General features: G+C 56.5%; 20 protein-coding genes and 1 tRNA gene. 15 read left to right on the top strand and 6 right to left on the bottom strand.

The annotated features are described in order from the left end of the window. Positions 1-19: 19 nt before the first annotated feature. From BBOMB_RS07125 to BBOMB_RS07145, 5 genes are all read right to left on the bottom strand, one after another. On the bottom strand, positions 20-1,105 hold the full coding sequence (locus BBOMB_RS07125; RefSeq protein ID WP_044087791.1) for a VWA domain-containing protein: 1,086 nt from the start codon (positions 1,103-1,105) through the stop codon (positions 20-22). A gap of 1 nt (position 1,106) precedes the next feature. Continuing rightward, positions 1,107-1,661 (bottom strand): hypothetical protein, encoded by a 555-nt coding sequence (locus tag BBOMB_RS07130; RefSeq protein WP_052377582.1) that lies wholly within the window; start codon positions 1,659-1,661, stop codon positions 1,107-1,109. After that, a complete protein-coding gene (locus tag BBOMB_RS07135) occupies positions 1,658-2,617 on the bottom strand; it encodes a DUF58 domain-containing protein (RefSeq protein WP_044087835.1) in 960 nt (319 codons plus the stop codon). The genes BBOMB_RS07130 and BBOMB_RS07135 overlap by 4 nt, the downstream gene beginning before the upstream one ends. A 128-nt stretch (positions 2,618-2,745) precedes the next feature. After that, the gene (locus tag BBOMB_RS07140; protein ID WP_044087792.1) at positions 2,746-3,846 is read right to left on the bottom strand and encodes an AAA family ATPase; all 1,101 of its coding nucleotides are present in this window, start codon (positions 3,844-3,846) and stop codon (positions 2,746-2,748) included. Between the two features lie 201 nt (positions 3,847-4,047). Further along, a complete protein-coding gene (locus BBOMB_RS07145; protein ID WP_044087793.1) occupies positions 4,048-4,755 on the bottom strand; it encodes a uracil-DNA glycosylase in 708 nt (235 codons plus the stop codon). A gap of 260 nt (positions 4,756-5,015) precedes the next feature. On the opposite strand from BBOMB_RS07145, the gene BBOMB_RS07150 reads away from it, so the two are divergent. The 3 genes from BBOMB_RS07150 (at position 5,016) to BBOMB_RS07160 (ending at position 6,500) form a co-directional block, all read left to right on the top strand. Beyond that, the gene (locus tag BBOMB_RS07150; RefSeq protein WP_044087794.1) at positions 5,016-5,669 is read left to right on the top strand and encodes a LytR C-terminal domain-containing protein; all 654 of its coding nucleotides are present in this window, start codon (positions 5,016-5,018) and stop codon (positions 5,667-5,669) included. A gap of 262 nt (positions 5,670-5,931) precedes the next feature. Next, complete coding sequence (locus BBOMB_RS07155) at positions 5,932-6,135, top strand: cold-shock protein (RefSeq protein WP_044087795.1); 204 nt, start codon at positions 5,932-5,934, stop codon at positions 6,133-6,135. A gap of 275 nt (positions 6,136-6,410) precedes the next feature. Continuing rightward, positions 6,411-6,500, top strand: a tRNA-Ser gene (locus BBOMB_RS07160). A 256-nt stretch (positions 6,501-6,756) separates the two neighbouring features. Here the strand turns inward: BBOMB_RS07160 and BBOMB_RS07165 are convergent. Next, positions 6,757-7,440 carry a GNAT family N-acetyltransferase gene (locus tag BBOMB_RS07165; protein ID WP_044087796.1) on the bottom strand — a complete coding sequence of 228 codons (684 nt, stop codon included), beginning with the start codon at positions 7,438-7,440 and terminating at the stop codon, positions 6,757-6,759. Between the two features lie 284 nt (positions 7,441-7,724). Between BBOMB_RS07165 and BBOMB_RS07170 the strand changes: the two genes are divergently transcribed. The 12 genes from BBOMB_RS07170 (at position 7,725) to rpsS (ending at position 17,981) form a co-directional block, all read left to right on the top strand. Next, positions 7,725-8,390 (top strand): IMPACT family protein, encoded by a 666-nt coding sequence (locus tag BBOMB_RS07170; RefSeq protein ID WP_414133086.1) that lies wholly within the window; start codon positions 7,725-7,727, stop codon positions 8,388-8,390. A 204-nt stretch (positions 8,391-8,594) separates the two neighbouring features. Further along, positions 8,595-9,323: an AbrB family transcriptional regulator gene (locus BBOMB_RS07175; RefSeq protein WP_044087797.1), complete on the top strand. Its 729-nt coding sequence runs from the start codon at positions 8,595-8,597 to the stop codon at positions 9,321-9,323. A 314-nt stretch (positions 9,324-9,637) separates the two neighbouring features. Then, positions 9,638-10,087 (top strand): 50S ribosomal protein L13, encoded by a 450-nt coding sequence (gene rplM, locus BBOMB_RS07180; protein WP_044087798.1) that lies wholly within the window; start codon positions 9,638-9,640, stop codon positions 10,085-10,087. Positions 10,088-10,107: 20 nt separating this feature from the next. Beyond that, entirely contained in the window at positions 10,108-10,608 is a 501-nt protein-coding gene (rpsI, locus tag BBOMB_RS07185) for a 30S ribosomal protein S9 (protein ID WP_044087838.1), read from the top strand. 327 nt (positions 10,609-10,935) lie between these two features. Beyond that, on the top strand, positions 10,936-11,331 hold the full coding sequence (locus BBOMB_RS07190) for a VOC family protein (protein WP_414133087.1): 396 nt from the start codon (positions 10,936-10,938) through the stop codon (positions 11,329-11,331). Positions 11,332-11,794: 463 nt separating this feature from the next. Beyond that, the gene (gene adhE / locus BBOMB_RS07195; RefSeq protein WP_044087839.1) at positions 11,795-14,512 is read left to right on the top strand and encodes a bifunctional acetaldehyde-CoA/alcohol dehydrogenase; all 2,718 of its coding nucleotides are present in this window, start codon (positions 11,795-11,797) and stop codon (positions 14,510-14,512) included. A 365-nt stretch (positions 14,513-14,877) separates the two neighbouring features. After that, a complete protein-coding gene (rpsJ, locus tag BBOMB_RS07200) occupies positions 14,878-15,186 on the top strand; it encodes a 30S ribosomal protein S10 (RefSeq protein ID WP_044087800.1) in 309 nt (102 codons plus the stop codon). 13 nt (positions 15,187-15,199) lie between these two features. After that, positions 15,200-15,853 (top strand): 50S ribosomal protein L3, encoded by a 654-nt coding sequence (rplC, locus tag BBOMB_RS07205; RefSeq protein WP_044087801.1) that lies wholly within the window; start codon positions 15,200-15,202, stop codon positions 15,851-15,853. A 5-nt stretch (positions 15,854-15,858) separates the two neighbouring features. Further along, complete coding sequence (rplD, locus tag BBOMB_RS07210) at positions 15,859-16,518, top strand: 50S ribosomal protein L4 (protein WP_044087840.1); 660 nt, start codon at positions 15,859-15,861, stop codon at positions 16,516-16,518. 4 nt (positions 16,519-16,522) lie between these two features. Then, entirely contained in the window at positions 16,523-16,819 is a 297-nt protein-coding gene (gene rplW / locus BBOMB_RS07215; RefSeq protein WP_044087802.1) for a 50S ribosomal protein L23, read from the top strand. Positions 16,820-16,855: 36 nt separating this feature from the next. Further along, positions 16,856-17,686, top strand: coding sequence for a 50S ribosomal protein L2 (rplB, locus tag BBOMB_RS07220; RefSeq protein WP_044087803.1), 831 nt, complete (start codon positions 16,856-16,858; stop codon positions 17,684-17,686). A gap of 13 nt (positions 17,687-17,699) precedes the next feature. Next, complete coding sequence (rpsS, locus tag BBOMB_RS07225) at positions 17,700-17,981, top strand: 30S ribosomal protein S19 (RefSeq protein WP_044087804.1); 282 nt, start codon at positions 17,700-17,702, stop codon at positions 17,979-17,981. Positions 17,982-17,986 lie beyond the last annotated feature (5 nt).

The raw sequence follows: 17,986 nt of genomic DNA on the forward strand, positions 1-17,986 counted from the left end.
CTTTGCATTGAGTCACCCATCATCGTTTCAGCTTCCATGTCATAGATATCCAGATGCAGACCGCCAACGCCAACGCCAGTGTCCACCAGCCGGGTGTGTCGAGCATCGAGGCCTTTCGTGCCTGATCTTGGCTCCGGGCCTTATGCTTTTCGATGCTTTCGACTATTGCGTCGATGGCTTGGGGGCCTGTGCCGGCGCTTGAGAACGTGCCTCCATGCGATTCGATCTGGCGCTTCATGTCGAGTGTGGTCTTGTCGTTTTTGGATGTCTGCGCCCCTGAATATAGTCCGTCGACGCCAATCTTGGCTTTGCTAGTCAGATCCAGGGCCTCCTTGAGCGTGTAGGTCGACTTGCCCGAAACGTTGTCCGTTGCCAAGACGATGGATTTAGGGCGTTGCTCCGTGGGTCCACCGGACTCTGACGAACCACGTCCGTTAGATCCGTAGGTGAATCCTGGCAGCATGGCGGCGCAGCTGACCAGCCCGTCGCCAATGAGCGAGGTCATGTCCTTGCGGTTCTGCGTTCCTTCGATGAGATCCGAAAAATCCTGTGAGGTCTTCGCGTCCATCTTGTCAATTTTGTCCTGGTCGGACACCTTGCCGAGCACGTCGGAGGCGTATTTTATTTGAGACGAGGCCATGTCGTAGTCGTCGGTCAGCGGGAAAAGCGTCCGTGACGTCGAGTTGAAGATGCTCAGTCCGATGCGTTCGCCTTTGAACTGAGCCACCAGCCGTTGGTAGGTTTCCAGGACGGCGTGGTCATAGGCGAGCATGGATGGGGAGACATCGAGGCATAGGACGATGTCACGGCTTCCGGCGCGTTCCTCGTCTGATCCCACTTGCGAGGGTCGTGCAGCCAGTGAAACCGACAGGATGAGCGCCGCCGCCAGCGCGACAGCGGCGACGCGGTTGTACCATCGCCATTGCCGGAGCATTCCCGAGGTGTACTCGGTGTTGAAATCCTGTTCCAAATCGAACACCGGTGCCTGGGCGGAGCCGCGTCTTGCGCGTCCGGACAGAAAGAACGAAACCGCCGCGGCGGCCAGCGCCGCGATCAGACCAATGGCCAGGAGCCACGGCCAGTGCCAAGCGAATGCATTCATCATGTCAGCGCCACCTATCCACAAGGTCACTCACCCATTCACCGGCCTGCTCCACGCTGGTTTCTTCCGTATATGCCCGGGTATGGTCCGCGAATTGTGGCGGGTAAAGGGCGTTTATCGTGGCTTTGAGCAAGCCCATGCCGTGACTGGCATCCTGTGTGTGCGGTTCACGCGCGATGTCAAGCAACGTCCTTGAACCCAGGTCACGGCCAGTCGTGCTGGAGGCGAAATCACGTGCCACCTTGGCCAATGCGTCCATGGCTTCTTCGTAATCTGTCTCGTGTTGGGCATTGGCATCGACGATTGCGCTGATGCGCTGGTGCCATGCCCGTCTGTCATTGTCGCCTGTGTGAGCCCCGCGCGACCTGCGGCGCTGCGGCGTTCGCTTCGGAAGCGACAGCACGATGACCGCCGTCACCAATGCCGCACAGACCAGGAATAGGGCCGCCGTCGCGGCGATGAGCCACGAAGGGGTCTGTATCAGGCCGTTGGGCGTAGGTGCCGGTTCGTTGGCAAGTGCGAATGCACGCGTGAGCGTCCGCGTTGGTATTTGATTCACCGACTTGTGCCTCCCGTCTTACTAAGAAGGCTCGGTCCGTTCGCTCGGCTGTATTTCAGCGAAGCGGAGACCATTGATACGAAATTGTCGAACATGGCGATGCTGCCGGAGGCCCGTAGGGTGGATGCACCCAGGCCGCGAAGCTCCTTGTCGAATTGTGCCGCCACGTATTCGCGGTGTGTCCTCACTTCGTCGGCGGCTTTTGCGTCCTTCATGAATGCCGGAATTCTGCGTCCCGAATAGGCATCCGTCACCGTGGTTCCGGGAGTGGGCGCCGGAGCAAATGGATTGAGTGTCGCGATGTCGATGATGGTCAGATGGTGGTTGACGCCGATGGCCCGTAATCGATCGATGTGTCGTTCCTCGAGGGAGGTCTCATCGGTGGCGATGACGACCATGGAGCCATCGTCCGTATGGGCGTTGGCGTAGGCGATCAACGCGTCAAGATTGCCTTCAGCGTTCGGCATGCGTTCCAGCCCCTTGTCCAGTGCACGTTCGAATTGCGCAAGTCCGCCCTTGGTTGGAATGCGTGTTATCGCGCGGTTATTTGCCAGAACCAGTGAGATGGTGTCATGGCGGCGGCAGCTGAGGGCCGCGAACATGCTCAATGCGTTTGCCCCCACTTCCCAAGCCCGTTCGCCCGAAGGGCAGGCTCCGTTCATCTGTATGCCCACGTCAAGCATGAGCCAGATACGCGAGGTCACCAGCCGTTCCCGATCGGTGATCATCGGCCGTCCGGTTCTGGCGCTGAGCTTCCAGTCGATGAGCCTCGCCTCGTCTTCCTCGGTGTAGTCTCGGGTCGATATGGGGTCGGCGCCGCCGTCCCCACGGCTGGAAGGGTGTTCCCCCTCAAGTGCGCCTAATGCGCGCCGCACGGTGGGCAGGTTCAGCGTGGTCGCAAGGGTCTCTATTTTCCTGCGCACCGCAATCGATTGGTCGGACAAAGACGAGCCCATCGGGATCATCGGCGTCGGGAGGTTTCCCTGTTCTAATCGTTTGCGCGTTGACGGGTTCAACGTCAGTTTCGAAGGCATGCCATTTGTCTTTCCGTTCTTTCGTCCTGCCGTCTTCGTGAAGCCCGTGCTCATGGCACCGGCACCGTTTCCACGATGGTGTTGATGATATCATCGGTGCTGGTGCCGTCGGCCTGCGCCTCGAAGGTGAGCATGATTCTGTGACGCAGCACGTCGTGCGCACACGCCTTGAGGTCCTCGGGAATGACATAGTCCCGACCACTCAACAAGGCCTTGGCCTGGCCCATGCGCACCAGTGCGATCGAAGCTCTGGGGCTTGCGCCCAGACGGACCAGGGAGGCGAGCCCTGGTATCGGTCTGGTCCCCATGCCCCGTGAGGTTGCGGCCAGATCAACGGCATAGCCCATGATCGAGTCCGAAACATGCACGCGCTTGGCGGCGTCGCGCAGGAACAATACGTCTTGGTTGCTCAGGGCCTCCTGACCCATCTGGCTTGGCTCCAAGGAGTCGCTGCCACGTTGTGTGAGCATGCCGAGCATTCGCTGCTCTTCGTCGGCGCTTGGATACGTCATCACGGCCTTGATCATGAAACGGTCCATCTGCGCTTCAGGCAGAGTGTAGGTACCCTCTTCCTCAATCGGGTTCTGCGTGGCTATCACCATGAACGGCTTTGGCAGAGGTATGCGCTTGCCTCCTATGGTGGTGGCACCTTCCGCCATTGCCTCAAGCATGGCCGATTGCGTTTTGGCGTTGGAACGGTTGATTTCGTCCAGCAAGACGAAATTGGCGTGGATTGGTCCCAGCTCGGTGTGGAATCTCTGGTTGGCGAAGTCGAAGATCTGCGTTCCCACCAAATCAGAGGGCATGAGATCCGGCGTGCATTGCACACGTTTGAAGGAACCGGAAACCGAAGAGGCGAGAATCTGCGCCGCCGTCGTTTTTGCCAACCCTGGTACCGATTCGATGAGTAGGTGCCCGCCGGCCGTCATGGTGGTGATGAGGGCTTCCCGCAGGCTTTCCTGACCCACCAGTGAGGTGGCGAAACGCGCCCTGAGACGGTCGGAAAGGGCCTTCGCACGACTGAGGTCCTGTGCGCTCAAGGCGCTCTGCGTGGTCTGGATGGGAGGTTGGACGTTGAGCTGTCCGGAGTTCTGTCCGCCTGCTGCCTGTGGCTGGTGAGGTACTTGAGGTCGAGGTGGTAATAATGCCATATGATTTCACACCGCTTTGCTTGTAGCTTGTATTTTCAGTGGCTCTTTATCGTGATCGGTGAAATGCTTCACATGAGCACGGCGTTACTGGCGAACGAGCCTCGTTCACAACAGTATAGTAATCGGAGCGGAGATGCGCCGGTGCACTCTAGCTGCTATGAGGGAAGGCGTCAATTTTCTATGAGGGAAGGCGCCAATTTTCTATGAGGGAAGGCGCCAATCGACGCTCGAGGCACCCATGCTTTCGAGGGCGGCGTTGGCTCTTGAAAAGGGTCTTGAGCCAAAGAACCCGCGCGATGCCGAAAGCGGGCTGGGGTGTGGTGATTTGATGACGAAGGCGTTTGTGAGCAATGGTTCGAGGCTTTGTGCGTTCCGTCCCCAAAGAATCGCCACCAGCGGTTTGGCGTGTCCGTTCCCGTCGGTTCTCGCGTTCAGCGCCTTGATGGCCTCGTCCGTGATATGCTCCCACCCTTTGCCGTGGTGGCTGTTCGGTCGGCCCACCTGTACCGTGAGGCATCGGTTGAGCAGCATCACCCCTTGGGCGCACCAAGGGGTGAGGTCGCCGTTGCCGGGTATTGCCACCCCTAGATCGTGGTTCATCTCGACGTAGATGTTCTGCAGGCTTTTGGGGATGGGGTTGACATCAGGGGATACGCAGAAGCTCAGGCCCACGGGGTGGCCGGGGGTCGGGTAGGGATCCTGCCCGACGATGAGCACCTTGATGCTTTCAAAGGGGATGGTGAAGGCCCGTAGGATGTCGTGGTTCGCCGGCAGGTAGCGGCGTCCGGCCTGGAGTTCAGCTCTCAGGAAATCGCCCATGCGATGAATGTCCGGTTCCACAGATGACAACGCTTGCGCCCACCCCGGGTCCATGAGCTCCGAAATCGGTTTAATGTGCTTTTGTTCCATGCCTACACTTTATGTTCCAGTCTCTATGTTGTCCGAAGATCGGTCTGCTTCCGAGTCGTGGCAGCGGTCCGCCCGTATGTTTCACTTCTTCTCATCCCATGGCGCCGACGACGGCAGAAGAGACGTTCCCGAAGGCGTCGGTGCGTGCGTTCCCTGGTCGCAGGCCTTGATCCACGGCGGGAAAGATCGTTGATGTTGGCTGTGCTGGGCGGTATAATTTGGATTCGCAACATATTACGGTGGTTGGAAGGCAAGGACCTATGGCACGCGACGAAAAAAACACGTACGAGTCGTATAGCAAGGATGGATTCGACAATCCGCCGGAAGGTCCCGTCGGTGTTCATCAGGGCAAGACTTCCCTGTGGTCCCGTCTGCTTCCCTACATCGCCGTGGTCATCATCGCCGTTTTGGCGGGTCTCTTGGCTTGGGGCATGTATTCGGGCGAGTTGTATTCGATGAAGCTTCCTTGGTCGCAGTCGCGTGAGGCTTCGCAGGCCACTCGTACGGACGCGAAGAAATCCCGTTCCACCAGCGAGGAAGCCAAGCGCAAGCGTGAGGCGAAGAAGCGCGAACAGACCAAGAAGGACGATGCGGCCAGTAACGCGGCTGCGCCGCAGCCGGCGCCCGCTCCGGCACCGGCGCCAACTGCGAACAAGCAGACCGTCGTACGCATCGTCAACGGCACCAGAATCGCAGGTCATGCCGCGAGCAGGCAGTCCATATTGAACCAGTCGGGATATGCGAATGTTACCGTAGGCAATCTTTCCGGTCCTGCGCCTTCCACGTCCGTCGTCTGGTACCAGAACGAATCCGATAAGGTGACTGCGGATGATGTGGCGCAGGCGCTCGGCATACCGGTGGTGCAGCAGCAAAGCGGCATAGCCGCGCCTATCACCGTCGTTCTGCTGAACTGATCGGTCAGTGCGTGGGGCGTGAGTCGTTCTGCGGTCGCGGGTATCGTTTGACATTCGCATTAATATGGCGTTTTATATTTTTCTGTCTAGCTAGAATTGTATAAAATAAAAATTTGTGTCTTTTTGTATGATTTCGGGCGTGTTGAATCGCATAATTTACATAACCACCTTGTATACTCTTGCATAAGCTGTCGGAGCAGGAAACAGGAAGTCTGCTTTCCTTATCGTTTTCCGTCGCTTGACATGAGAGAGTGGTTTTATTATGGCTACAGGTACTGTGAAATTCTTCAATGCTGGCAAGGGTTATGGATTCATTAGCCCGGATGACGGTTCTGAGGATGTTTTCGTTCACTATTCCGTCATTCAGAGTGACGGTTTCAAGAAACTCGATGATGGTGACAAAGTTGAGTACGAATTCGAGCAGGGACAGAAGGGCCTTCAGGCCACTTCCGTGACCAAGCTCTGATTTCAAACGTTGACCCTTTCGGCGACGATTGTCGCTCACGGTCTTGCAATGTCCTCCCTCAGGGGAGGACATTGTTATTTTCCGACGTTTGGGTCGACAGGCGTTCCCGGTACGTGGCAGGCGGCCATGGCGTTCGCGTGGGTGGCGGTGTCCTGATGATTGGAGGGTCTTTTCGCCACGCCGAGTCGGGTGTTTATGGCCTGTGGTCGCGAATCGATGATATACTAGTGCTCGTTGTCAAGTAAGGGTGTTGATTCGCTCTGCATGTACAACACGGAGCTGTGCCTGAGCGGCCGATAGGGGCACCCTGCTAAGGTGTTAACTGCGTAAGCGGTTCGAGAGTTCGAATCTCTCCGGCTCCGCCAAAAGGACTTCTGGGAATTTCCTGGAAGTCCTTTCTATGTCGAAAACGGCGTGGTTTCGGTTTGTGGGCTATGCGTCAGAGGGCTGCGCAGGTTGGCTGGCTGCTTTTTTGATGTGTGTCGTTTGGTCGGGTCCCGCCTTGGATATGGTGGGGTGTGGGTCTGCTGCATTTTGTGCCACTTTATAGCTGATTCCCATGACCGCTGCATTTTGTGCCATTTAGTGGCACTTCGTGCAGGGCCTGTAGGCTTGGGTCTATCACTGTGCTTGTACGCGCTGCTCCCACTCCTTGCGCGTGATGACGCGCAGCACGCAGTCGTGGTGTTCGTCGATCTGTCTGAAGTAGTCGTCTTTCTTTCGACCCACTGGCCACAACCCGCAGTGCTCCATAACCTTCCCGGAGCCGATGTTTTCCACATAGTGCCCGCCCCACACGGCGTTGGCTCCCAGACCGTTTTCCCCGAAGGCGCGTTGCAGCATGGCTTCAAGAGCCTCGGTCATAAGCCCTTGTCCCCAGAACGGTCGGCCGATCCAATAGCCGAGCACCAAGTCGTGTTCGGAGTGGTCGAGCAAACGTCTCACGTCGTCTTCGTTCACGTTTTTCTTGAGTTCGTGGGCGTCGAGCATTTCACGTACGTATGAAGTGGCGTGGTCGTTCGGCCCCGTCTCCTTGAGTTCGATACTGCCTATGGGGTCGCCAGCCGCGATCCTGGTGGCTGGCGACCCGCCGTCTTGTCCGTTGCGGAGGGTGATGGCGTAGTTCTCCGGGCCGGTCAATACGTGGTTCAGGAGATCCAGGCTGTCGGCTTCGCTGGTATGGGGCATCCATCCGCAACGCGGCCCGATCTGCGGGTCGCTGGCGAAACGATACAGAGACCTCGCTTCGTTCGGATCATCGTGTTTCCAAGGTCGTAAGACAAGCCGTCGAGTTGCTATCTCCATGTACAGCATCATAGCAACATATCAGGAAGGAGACTAAGAGGTTTGGTAAGGCGTTTGGTCTTTCTGATCGGCCCGGTGCTTTGTCGTGGTGTACGGCAAAGCACCGGAAGGTTGCACCAGGGTTTTGCCCTACCTATTTCTGTTGTGCGGCTTTCTGCCTTTAGCTGCTTGTGGGAACTGCTTTTCGTCATGACTTCTCCTGTGGCGTGTAGCTGCGGCTATAGTGAAGAAGGAATGGGACGGATCGGCGTCCATGATGCCGTTGATGCTATAGGAGATGCAGAATGACGCGGATTTCAGGGTCTTCGATGGAGTACGATTCCTCGGCTTCCGCCTTTTTCACGATTGAGGATGTGTCTTCCGCCCCCGCCCATGATGCTTTTATCGAACGTAAGTCTGAGTTCATCGGTGAAGCCTGCCATGTCGATTCTTTGGGTGAGGCGGTTTCTTTCGTTGATGCCGTCCGTGAGGGGCACCCCAAGGCGCGGCATACGGCCTATGCGGCAATTGTTGGAGCTGCCTTGAATGCGGCCAATGAGCGCATGTGCGATGACGGCGAGCCTTCCGGAACCGCAGGTAAACCAATACTTGATGTTCTTCGTGCCAATGGGTTGACCGATTGCGTGGTCACGGTGACACGCTATTTCGGTGGCGTACTGTTGGGCTCGGGAGGTTTGATTCGCGCCTATTCGACGGCAGCATCGATGGCGTTGAAACGGGCCCGAACCGTTGAGATCGTACCTCGAAAGACATATCGGGTCACGCTTGAATACGCTTGGATCGGTAAGTTCGATCAAGTCCTGGCTGATTTCGATGGTGAGGTCCTGGACCGCGATTTCAATGCAAGGGTCACCATGACGGTTTCTGTGCCATCCCGTTGCGTCGGATCGTTTCTCGATAGTGTCAAAGATGCTTTCAGTGCCCGTGCATCGCTCATACCTGTGAGGTGAACCGTGGTGTCCAACTTTGATTCGGTGTGAAATCCGCGAGCGCGGGTTGTGGGTCCGCAACGGTGTTAGAAGCCCTTACCGTAAAGAAACGTCCGGATACAGGATCGTGCATGCGTATTTCGTCGTGGAGTCGGTTCAAGAGGTCGATCGGTATTCACATCTTCATATCGGTATCTGGGTGCAAGCGGCGGTTACAATGAGGATATGGATGGAAGCAAGATTGAAGGCAAAGACAACGAGCAGGATGCGCAAGACAGTGCGGCAGGAGTCCGTGATGGTTCCGCGGACGATCGCTCGGGTTCGGCCTCGGAGGCGTTGACCGACAGCTATGAACGGTTGCGACACTCGACTGATCCGGTCGAACTCAGTGAATTTGCTCGTCGCGAATTGCCGCCGAGGACGGATCAGGCCGCATTCTCTCGCGCCACCGCTTTGCTTGAAGCGGTGGCCGGCAACCCGCATACGCCTTTGGAAGATCGCATATACTTGGGCGAGAAGATGCCTTTCCCCAATATTCTCGTCAAACTTTCGGAAGATGATTCACCGCAGGTTCGTATCGCAGTCGCAGCGAACAAGTCTGATAAGAATTGGCTTGTCGGAAGGCTTACGAAAGATCGGGACGGCGACGTTCGCGAAGCCGCGTTGCATAATCCCCAAACCTCTTGGAAGATGAGGCTCGAAGGTGCACAAGATGTGCGTACGAGTGCCGAGACTCTTGATTTCCTTGCGCTTATGGGAGTCGAATCTTACCAGGATGCCCCCGCCATACTCACGTGTATGGTTCGTAGGGCGGTTGCAAGCAATCCGACGGCTTGCGAGCAGACATTGCACCGATTGAGTGCTGACCCATCGGCGGTGGTGGCGAACATCGCGAGGACCCGGCTCGGTGAGGACGGCTTGTCAGGTCGGCAGACTGCTCAGGGCGCTTGCTGAGTGGTGTCATGATGAGGGATTGCGTATGGGCTTTCGGCAACGTCTACTAAGCACGGATGAATGATTTCTTTTCTTGACGTGAGATGCATGTTGTCGTATGCGCGAGTCGGGTACGGCTTTCCCACTCCAGTGTCGCGGTTGGTCTAGATGACCTGTATAATTAATTGTTGTTGTGTTTCCTACGGGGTCCTTCAAAGCGCTTTCCCACTCGCACTCGAGGACTTTCAGGGAGCCCACGGAACATGAGGTCGAGGTTTCGTTTCTGCTACAGCGAGGCATCGACCCGGAACACAATATAAGGAAAAGGTACACTCGTGAAAACTTTCACACCGAAGCCAGCTGATCTGACTCACGACTGGTACATCATTGACGCCAGCGACGTCGTATTGGGCAGGCTTGCCACTACCGCGGCCATATTGCTTCGCGGTAAGAACAAGCCGACATTCGCACCCAATGCCGATTCCGGTGCCCATGTCATCGTCATCAATGCCGAGAAGATTGCCTTGACCGGCAACAAGCTCAGCAAGGTGCTTTATTCGCATTCAGGCCGTCCAGGTGGTCTGCGTGAGGATTCTTATGCCGATTTGCTTAAGAAGAACCCCCGCCGCATCATCGAGTCGGCGGTGAAGGGAATGCTTCCCAAGAACAAGCTCGCAGCCGTACAACTGCGTCGTCTGCACGTGTTTGCGGGCGCCGAGCATCCGCACACAGCCCAGAAGCCCCAGCCTGTGGAGATTGAAAAGATCTCCCAGCAGGTCAAGTGAACCGAGAGGAGAAATACATCATGGCTGAAAATACCGAAAACTCCGAAGTTCAAGAGACCGAGGCCGGCGAAGAGACGTTGACGAGCTATACTACGGAAACCAATGAAGGTGCCGGCACCGGCACCTCGCAGATTGCGCCGGGCTATGGCACCGGTCGTCGTAAAGAGGCTGTGGCGCGTGTGCGTCTCACCCCCGGCTCAGGCAACTGGAGCATCAACGGACGCACGCTTGAGGAGTTCTTCCCCTCACGCCTTCAGCAGCGCGAAGTCAATTCGCCCATCGTCCTGCTCAAGCTTGAGAACAAGTTCGACATCACCGTTCTGGTCGATGGTGGCGGTACCACGGGTCAGGCCGGAGCCATCCGTCTGGGCGTGGCCCGCGCCTTGAACGAAATCGACCGTGAGGCCAATCGTCCCGCACTGAAGAAGGCCGGATTCCTCACCCGCGACGCGCGTGTCGTGGAACGCAAGAAGGCTGGTCTGCACAAGGCACGTCGCGCTCCGCAGTTCTCGAAGCGTTGATTTTGTTTCGTGCGGCATCTGCCGTACGTTGATTCGTCGGTCCTGGAACCTTTGGTTTCGAGACCGACGTTTTGCGTTGTTATGTGCAATTTCGCAGTTGGTATCCTGTTCAAGGTGCCAATGCGGTCACTCAGAATTCGTTCATTGCTTTATGAAACCTGGATTCCGAGCCTTCGCGGACCGGCGGTGGTCGTTGTTAGCAGCAGTGGTCTGTAGTCAGGTGTGTGGCATACGCTGTGTCGTATCTGGGTCATATGACCGATTTGAACCGAGCTGGATCTGTGGTTGAGTCCGCAGTCTGCCGAATGAGAGCCATAGGGGGTTGTTATGACGCCGATGTCCGCATACGTCACCGATTTTCAGCATTCCGGGATGCCGGCGAAGGATCTGGATGAGACGATTGAATTCTACACCCAGAAGTTAGGCTTTGAGTTGGTTGGCATTTACCCCAATGGGCAGAACCGTTGTGCATTCCTTCGTTACGGCTGCCTCACGATAGAGACATGGGAAGGTGATTCGGTGGCCATGCGTGATGGCGCCATCAACCACTGGGCGTTGGATACCCCGGACATCGACGCGGCCTTCGAAAACGCGAAGGCCCTCGGGCTTGAGCTGAAGGATTCGCAGGTGCGGAGCATCCCCACGTTTTGGAATAACGGAATCCGTTATTCCAATGTGTATGGTCCCAATCGAGAGATTATCGAGTTCTGTCAGATTGTCTGAACGGTGGTGTTCTCGTGCTCCGACCTTGGAAGACGTGCGTGGTGACGGAGCGACCGGAGAATGTCATAGAGAAGTGTGACGGTGGCAATCCTCGCAAATACGGCTATGTTAGCGATAACATTTTCTTTTGGGGAAACTTGTTTTTGTTCGTATTTGTGATGAATTAGTTATATTAGACTGAGCTTATACACATATTCAGCAATGAAATGAACAAATCTGTGCGAATATGTTATAAAAGACTTTCCAAGGCTCACAAAACACAACATTTTGTTACCTTCGGCGTACCTCATTATATTGTCATATAAGTCACATTCGACGGGTATGTGCGGTGTCTGCACGAGATTGGTGATGTACGGACAAGTGCATGGATTCGAGTGGACGAAGTGTTGGTCAACTGATATCGAGGAGAATCATGGGGAGTACTTCTGCAAAGCATTCAGCTTCGACACGTAAGACTGCGTCAATGGAAGCTGCAAAGGGGCAACGTTCGGAAGAATTGGATGCTGGGCATGCGGCCACTGACGAGGTCGATGTCTTGGTGCAGCGCGCTTTGAAGGCGTTGGACGAGTTTGAGCGATTGGATCAGAAGCAGGTCGATCGCATCGTCGCTAAGGCGTCCGTCGCGGCGTTGAATAAGCATCTGGTGCTGGCGAAGATGGCGGTCGATGAGACCGGTCGAGGTTTGGTGGAGGACAAAGCCACCAAGAACATCTTCGCCTGCGAGCATGTGACGCATTATCTATCGGGGCAGAAAACTGTCGGCATTATCAGGGAGGATGACGTTCTCGGCATTGATGAGGTGGCCGAGCCGGTGGGCGTGGTTGCGGGCGTCACGCCCGTGACGAACCCCACGTCGACGGCGATATTCAAGTCGCTGATTGCCTTGAAGACCCGTTGTCCCATCGTATTCGGATTCCACCCGAGCGCTCAGCAATGTTCGGTGGAGGCAGCCCGCATAGTCCGTGATGCTGCAATTGCGGCGGGGGCTCCGGAAAACTGCATCCAATGGATCGAGCATCCTTCCATTGAAGCCACGAATGCCCTTATGAGGCATCCGAACGTGGCTACGATTCTTGCCACTGGCGGGCCAGGCATGGTTCAGGCCGCGTACTCGTCCGGTAAGCCTGCCCTAGGCGTCGGCGCCGGCAATGCCCCTGCTTATGTGGATTCCGACGTGGACGTGGCTCGTGTCGCCAATGATCTCGTGCTTTCGAAGCATTTTGATTACGGTATGATCTGCGCTACAGAGCAGGCCATAATCGCCCGCAGCGACGTTTATGACGAGCTCGCAGCGGAGCTTGGCCGGCGCAAGGCCTATTTCGTCGATTCCGAGGAAAAAGCCAAGCTTGAGCGGTATATGTTCGGCTGCACCGCCGGTTCTCATGGTCATCCCAAACTCAATTCCGTGGTACCCGGCAAATCTCCGCAATACATCGCTCACGAAGCCGGTTTTGAGATTCCGCAGGACGCCACGATTATCATCGCCGAGTGCAAGGAGGTCGGTGACGAAGAGCCTCTGACGCTGGAGAAGCTTTGCCCGGTCCATGCCATGCTCCGCGCCGACGACAAGGAGGAAGGGTTCCGCATGTGCGAGCAGATGCTCGAGTTCGGTGCCGGACACACCGCCGTGATCCATACCAACAACCAGGATCTGGTACGCGAATACGGCCTGAGGATGCATGCTTGCCGAATCATATGGAACCAGCCGTCATCGTTGGGAGGAATCGGAGACATCTATAACTCCATCGCGCCTTCGTTGACGCTGGGCTGTGGTTCATATGGAGGGAATTCCGTTTCAGGTAACGTACAGGCGGTCAATCTTATCAATGTAAAGCGTATTGCACGGAGGAACAACAACATGCAGTGGTTCAAGGTGCCGGCCAAGACTTATTTCGAACCCAATGCCATCCGTTACCTTCGCGACATGTACAACATCCAGCGCGTGGTCATCGTCTGTGACAAGATCATGGAGCAGCTTGGAATCATTGACAAGGTCATCGACCAGCTGCGTGCGCGACCTAATACCGTCACCTTCCGCATCATCGACTATGTCGAACCTGAGCCGAGCATTGATACCGTCGAACGCGGTGCGGCCATGATGCGTGAGGAATTCCAGCCCGACACCATCATCGCCATAGGAGGCGGGTCACCGATGGATGCAGCGAAGGTCATGTGGCTGCTGTACGAGCACCCGGAGATTTCCTTCGACGACGTGCGTGAGAAGTTCTTTGACATACGCAAGCGCGCCTTCCGCATTCCTCCGCTGGGCAAGAAGGCGAAGCTGGTGTGTGTTCCCACGTCTTCCGGTACAGGTTCTGAGGTGACGCCGTTCGCGGTCATCACAGATCACAAGACCGGTTATAAATACCCGATCACGGATTATGCGCTGACGCCGTCCGTTGCCATCGTCGACCCTGTTCTGGCCCGTACGCAGCCCAGGACCTTGGCTTGCAATACCGGCTTCGATGCCCTCACTCATTGTGTTGAATCGTACGTCTCTGTGTATGCGAACGATTTTACAGACGGGATGGCGCTCCACGCAGCCAAGCTCATCTGGGACAATCTTGACGTTTCTGTCAATGCCGAGCCGGGAGAGCGCAAGATCAAGGCGCAGGAGAAAATGCACAATGCCGCCACGATGGCGGGTATGGCTTTCGGATCGGCGTTCCTGGGCATGTGCCATGGCATGGCCCACACAATCGGTGCACTTTTCGACGTGGCTCACGGCAAGGTGAATTCCATCCTGCTTCCGTATGTCATCCGTTATAACGGTTCGATTCCGAGCGACCCGACCAGTTGGCCGAAATACGACCACTATGTAGCGCCTGAACGCTACCAGGAATTCGCGCGCGAGATAGGCGTCGAACCAGGTGCCACCCCCGAGGAGGGTGTGGAGAATCTTGCCTGTGCAATCGAAGATTATCGCGACGACAAATTGGGTATGGATTCCTGTTTCCAACAGTGCGGAGTCGATGAAAGCCGCTATTGGGAGCTGCTCGACCATATAGGCATGAGAGCTTATGAGGACCAGTGCACTCCGGCGAATCCGCGCGTCCCCATGATCGAGGATATGAAGGACATCGCGATCGCCGCCTACTATGGCATTTCACAGGAAGAAGGGCATCGTATGCGTACCGAGCGTGAAGGGGTGGAAGCGACGCAGGAGGCCTCCGATCGCTGAGGGGTCGATAACAGGCTCTCCATTACCGGCGGGGCGATATGGGAAATTCCCATGCCGCCCCGCTATGTTGCGAAGTGTGTCCTGGGCGGTTGAGTCGTGACAAGGATGGCGAAAACGGCGACACACCCGGGAAAAAAGTAGCCCCGGGGTGGTTTAATAGAACAGTTGCCTGTTTTAGGGCTCGCAAATTGTTATCCAAATAGCGAGTGCGACCGCAGTTATGTTTTCGGATAATGTCCGGAAAATGGCCGAAGTGTTGCACACTGATGTGGCTCGGCCTTGAGCTTTTGTTCAGGGTCGTGTACGCCGGTGTCCTTAAATGGGTTGGTAAATGATTAACGAATCGCAAGAAAGGGCGGACGGCAATGGCGGGACAAAAAATCCGCATCAGGCTTAAGTCCTATGACCACGAGGTCATTGACCAGTCGGCCAAGAAGATCGTCGACACGGTCACGAACGCGGGTGCCACAGTTGTGGGCCCGGTTCCTCTGCCTACCGAGAAGAACGTATTCGTCGTAATTCGTTCTCCTCATAAATACAAAGATTCTCGCGAGCACTTCGAGATGCGCACGCATAAGCGCCTCATTGACATCGTAGATCCCACTCCGAAAGCCGTGGATTCATTGATGCATATCGATTTGCCAGCAGATGTCAACATCGAGATCAAGCTGTAAGGAGGGGAGAAGCATGGCAAAACAGAAAGCAAATCGCACTGCGCTGCTGGGTCGTAAGCTCGGCATGTCGCAAGTCTGGGACGAGCAAGGCTTCTTCGTTCCCGTTACGCTGGTGGATGTGTCCACGAACGTGATTACAGCGGTCAAGTCTGAGGCGAGCGATGGATATTGCGCCGTCCAGCTCGGTTATGGCCAGATCGATCCGCGCAAGGTGACCCGTCCGATGGCCGGTCACTTCGCAAAAGCGGGTGTCACTCCGCGTCGTCACCTCGTAGAGGTCCGCACCGAGGACGCCGAAAGCTACAAGCCGGGTCAGGAACTAACGGCCGAGCTTTTCGCTGACGGATCCGAGGTCGATGTCACGGGAACCACGAAGGGCAAAGGGTTCGCAGGCACCATCAAGCGGTGGGGCTTCAAGTCCTATCGTCGTACTCACGGCTCTCATAAGAACGAGCGTCGTCCCGGTTCAGTGGGCGCATGCGCCACTCCGAGCCGTATTCTGAAGGGTAAGCGTATGGCTGGCCGCATGGGTCAGAACACCAAGACCGTGCAGAACCTCACTATCGTCTCCTCCGACGTGGAGAACGGCATCATTGCCATCAAGGGTGCCCTGCCTGGGCCCAAGGGTGGCATCGTCCTGCTTCGCAACGCCGTGAAGGGAGAGTGATCACATTGGCAAAAGTAACATTCAAGGTCACGGATGCCAAGGGCAAGTCCGCTGGCACAGTGGAAGCCCCTGCTGAGATCTTCGGTTTCAGCGATGAAGAGGTGCAGGCTCATATCCCGATGATTCATCAGGTGGCCACCGCACAGCTCGCCGCTGCTCGCCAAGGCACGCATGCCGTCAAGACTCGTGGTGAAGTCTCCGGTGGTGGCAAGAAGCCATGGAAGCAGAAGGGCACTGGTCGTGCTCGTCAAGGTTCCACTCGTGCCCCTCAGTGGGTGCATGGCGGCGTCGTTCACGGACCGGTTCCGCGCGACTACAGCCAGCGCACTCCTAAGAAGATGAAGGCCGGTGCCTTGCGCTACGTGCTTTCCAATCGTGCGAACGCAGGTCATGTCGCCGTGGTCGATTTCGGTGTCTCACAGGCGCCTTCAACCAAGGCTGCGGTGGCCGCCCTCGCCCCGGTTTGCGGCACTGCGTCCACCGTTGTGGTGCTCGGTCGCGACCAGAGCAACGAGTGGCTTTCCGTGCGTAACATTCCGTCGGTTCATGTGCTGTTCGCAGATCAGCTCAGCACGTACGATGCGGTCGTCGCCCAGTACGTCGTCTTCAGCAAGGAAGGCTTTGATGCCTTCGTCGCAGCTAAGACCGAACCCAAGGAGGCCTGAAAACATGGTTGCCATTCGTAAGCCGGCTCATGACGTCATCTTGAAGCCTGTCGTCTCTGAAAAGAGCTATGCAGGTTCGGATCGCGGGCAGTACACCTTTGTGGTGGCCCCTGATGCGAACAAGGTACAGATCAAGCAGGCGGTAGAGCAAATCTTCAAAGTGAAGGTGACGAACGTCAACACCCTCAACCGTTCGGGCAAGCGTCAGCGTACCCGTACCGGTTTCGGAAAGCGCGCCGATCAGAAGCGTGCAATCGTTACCGTAGCCGAGGGGCAGACCATCGACATCTTCGGTAACTGACGATTTAGCCGAGAAAGTCAAAGGAAGAACTACATTATGGCTATTCGCGCATATAAGCCGACGACTCCGGGTCGTCGTGGTGCGTCTGTTTCGGATTTCTCCGATCTTACGCGCTCCACTCCCGAGAAGTCGTTGGTACGCAAACTCAAGAAGACCGGTGGTCGCAACTCATACGGTCGCGTGACTTCACGTCACCGCGGTGGCGGTCACAAGCGCCAGTATCGTCTCATCGATTTCAAGCGTTGGGACAAGGACGGCGTACCTGCAAAGGTCGCTCAGATCGAGTACGACCCCAACCGTTCGGCCCGCATCGCGCTGCTGCATTATGCAGATGGCGAGAAGCGCTACATCATAGCGCCCGAGGGCGTGAAGCAGGGCGATGTCGTGGAGACCGGCGAGCAGGCTGATATCAAGCCGGGCAACAACCTTCCGCTTCGTAATATCCCGACCGGTACGATCGTGCATGCGATAGAGCTTCGTCCTTTGGGCGGTGCGAAAATCGCGCGTTCCGCCGGCGCAGGCGTACAGCTTGTGGCAAAGGACGGCGCTTTGGCGCAGCTGCGCATGCCCTCTGGCGAGATTCGCAACGTAGATGCTCGTTGCCGTGCCACTGTAGGCGAGGTCGGCAATTCCGATCACGCCAACATTGAGCTTGGCAAGGCTGGTCGCGCACGTTGGCTTGGCCGCAGGCCCATCACTCGTGGTGAGTCCATGAACGCGGTCGACCATCCGCATGGTGGTACCACTCGCGGTGGCAAGCCGCCTGTGTCTCCATGGGGCAAGGGCGAGGTCCGCACCCGCCATCCGAAGAAGGCTTCGAACAAGATGATTGTTCGGCGTCGTCCAAATGGTAAGAACCGTAAGTAGGAGTGTCGAAAAGATGACTCGTAGCATCAAGAAGGGCCCATTCGTCGACGCCCACTTACAGAAGAAAGTCGACGAGCAGATTGCGAAGGGCACGCACAACGTCATTAAGACGTGGTCGCGTCGCTCCATGGTCACACCTGATTTCATTGGTATGACCTTTGCTGTTCACGATGGCCGCAAGCATGTTCCGGTGTTCGTAACCGAATCCATGGTTGGTCATAAACTCGGCGAGTTCGCCCCCACGAAGACCTTCCGTGGTCACGTGCATGACGACAAAAAAGCAGCCCGCCACTAAAGGAA

It is taken from the genome of Bifidobacterium bombi DSM 19703 (genome assembly GCF_000737845.1).
Lineage (GTDB): Bacteria > Actinomycetota > Actinomycetes > Actinomycetales > Bifidobacteriaceae > Bifidobacterium > Bifidobacterium bombi.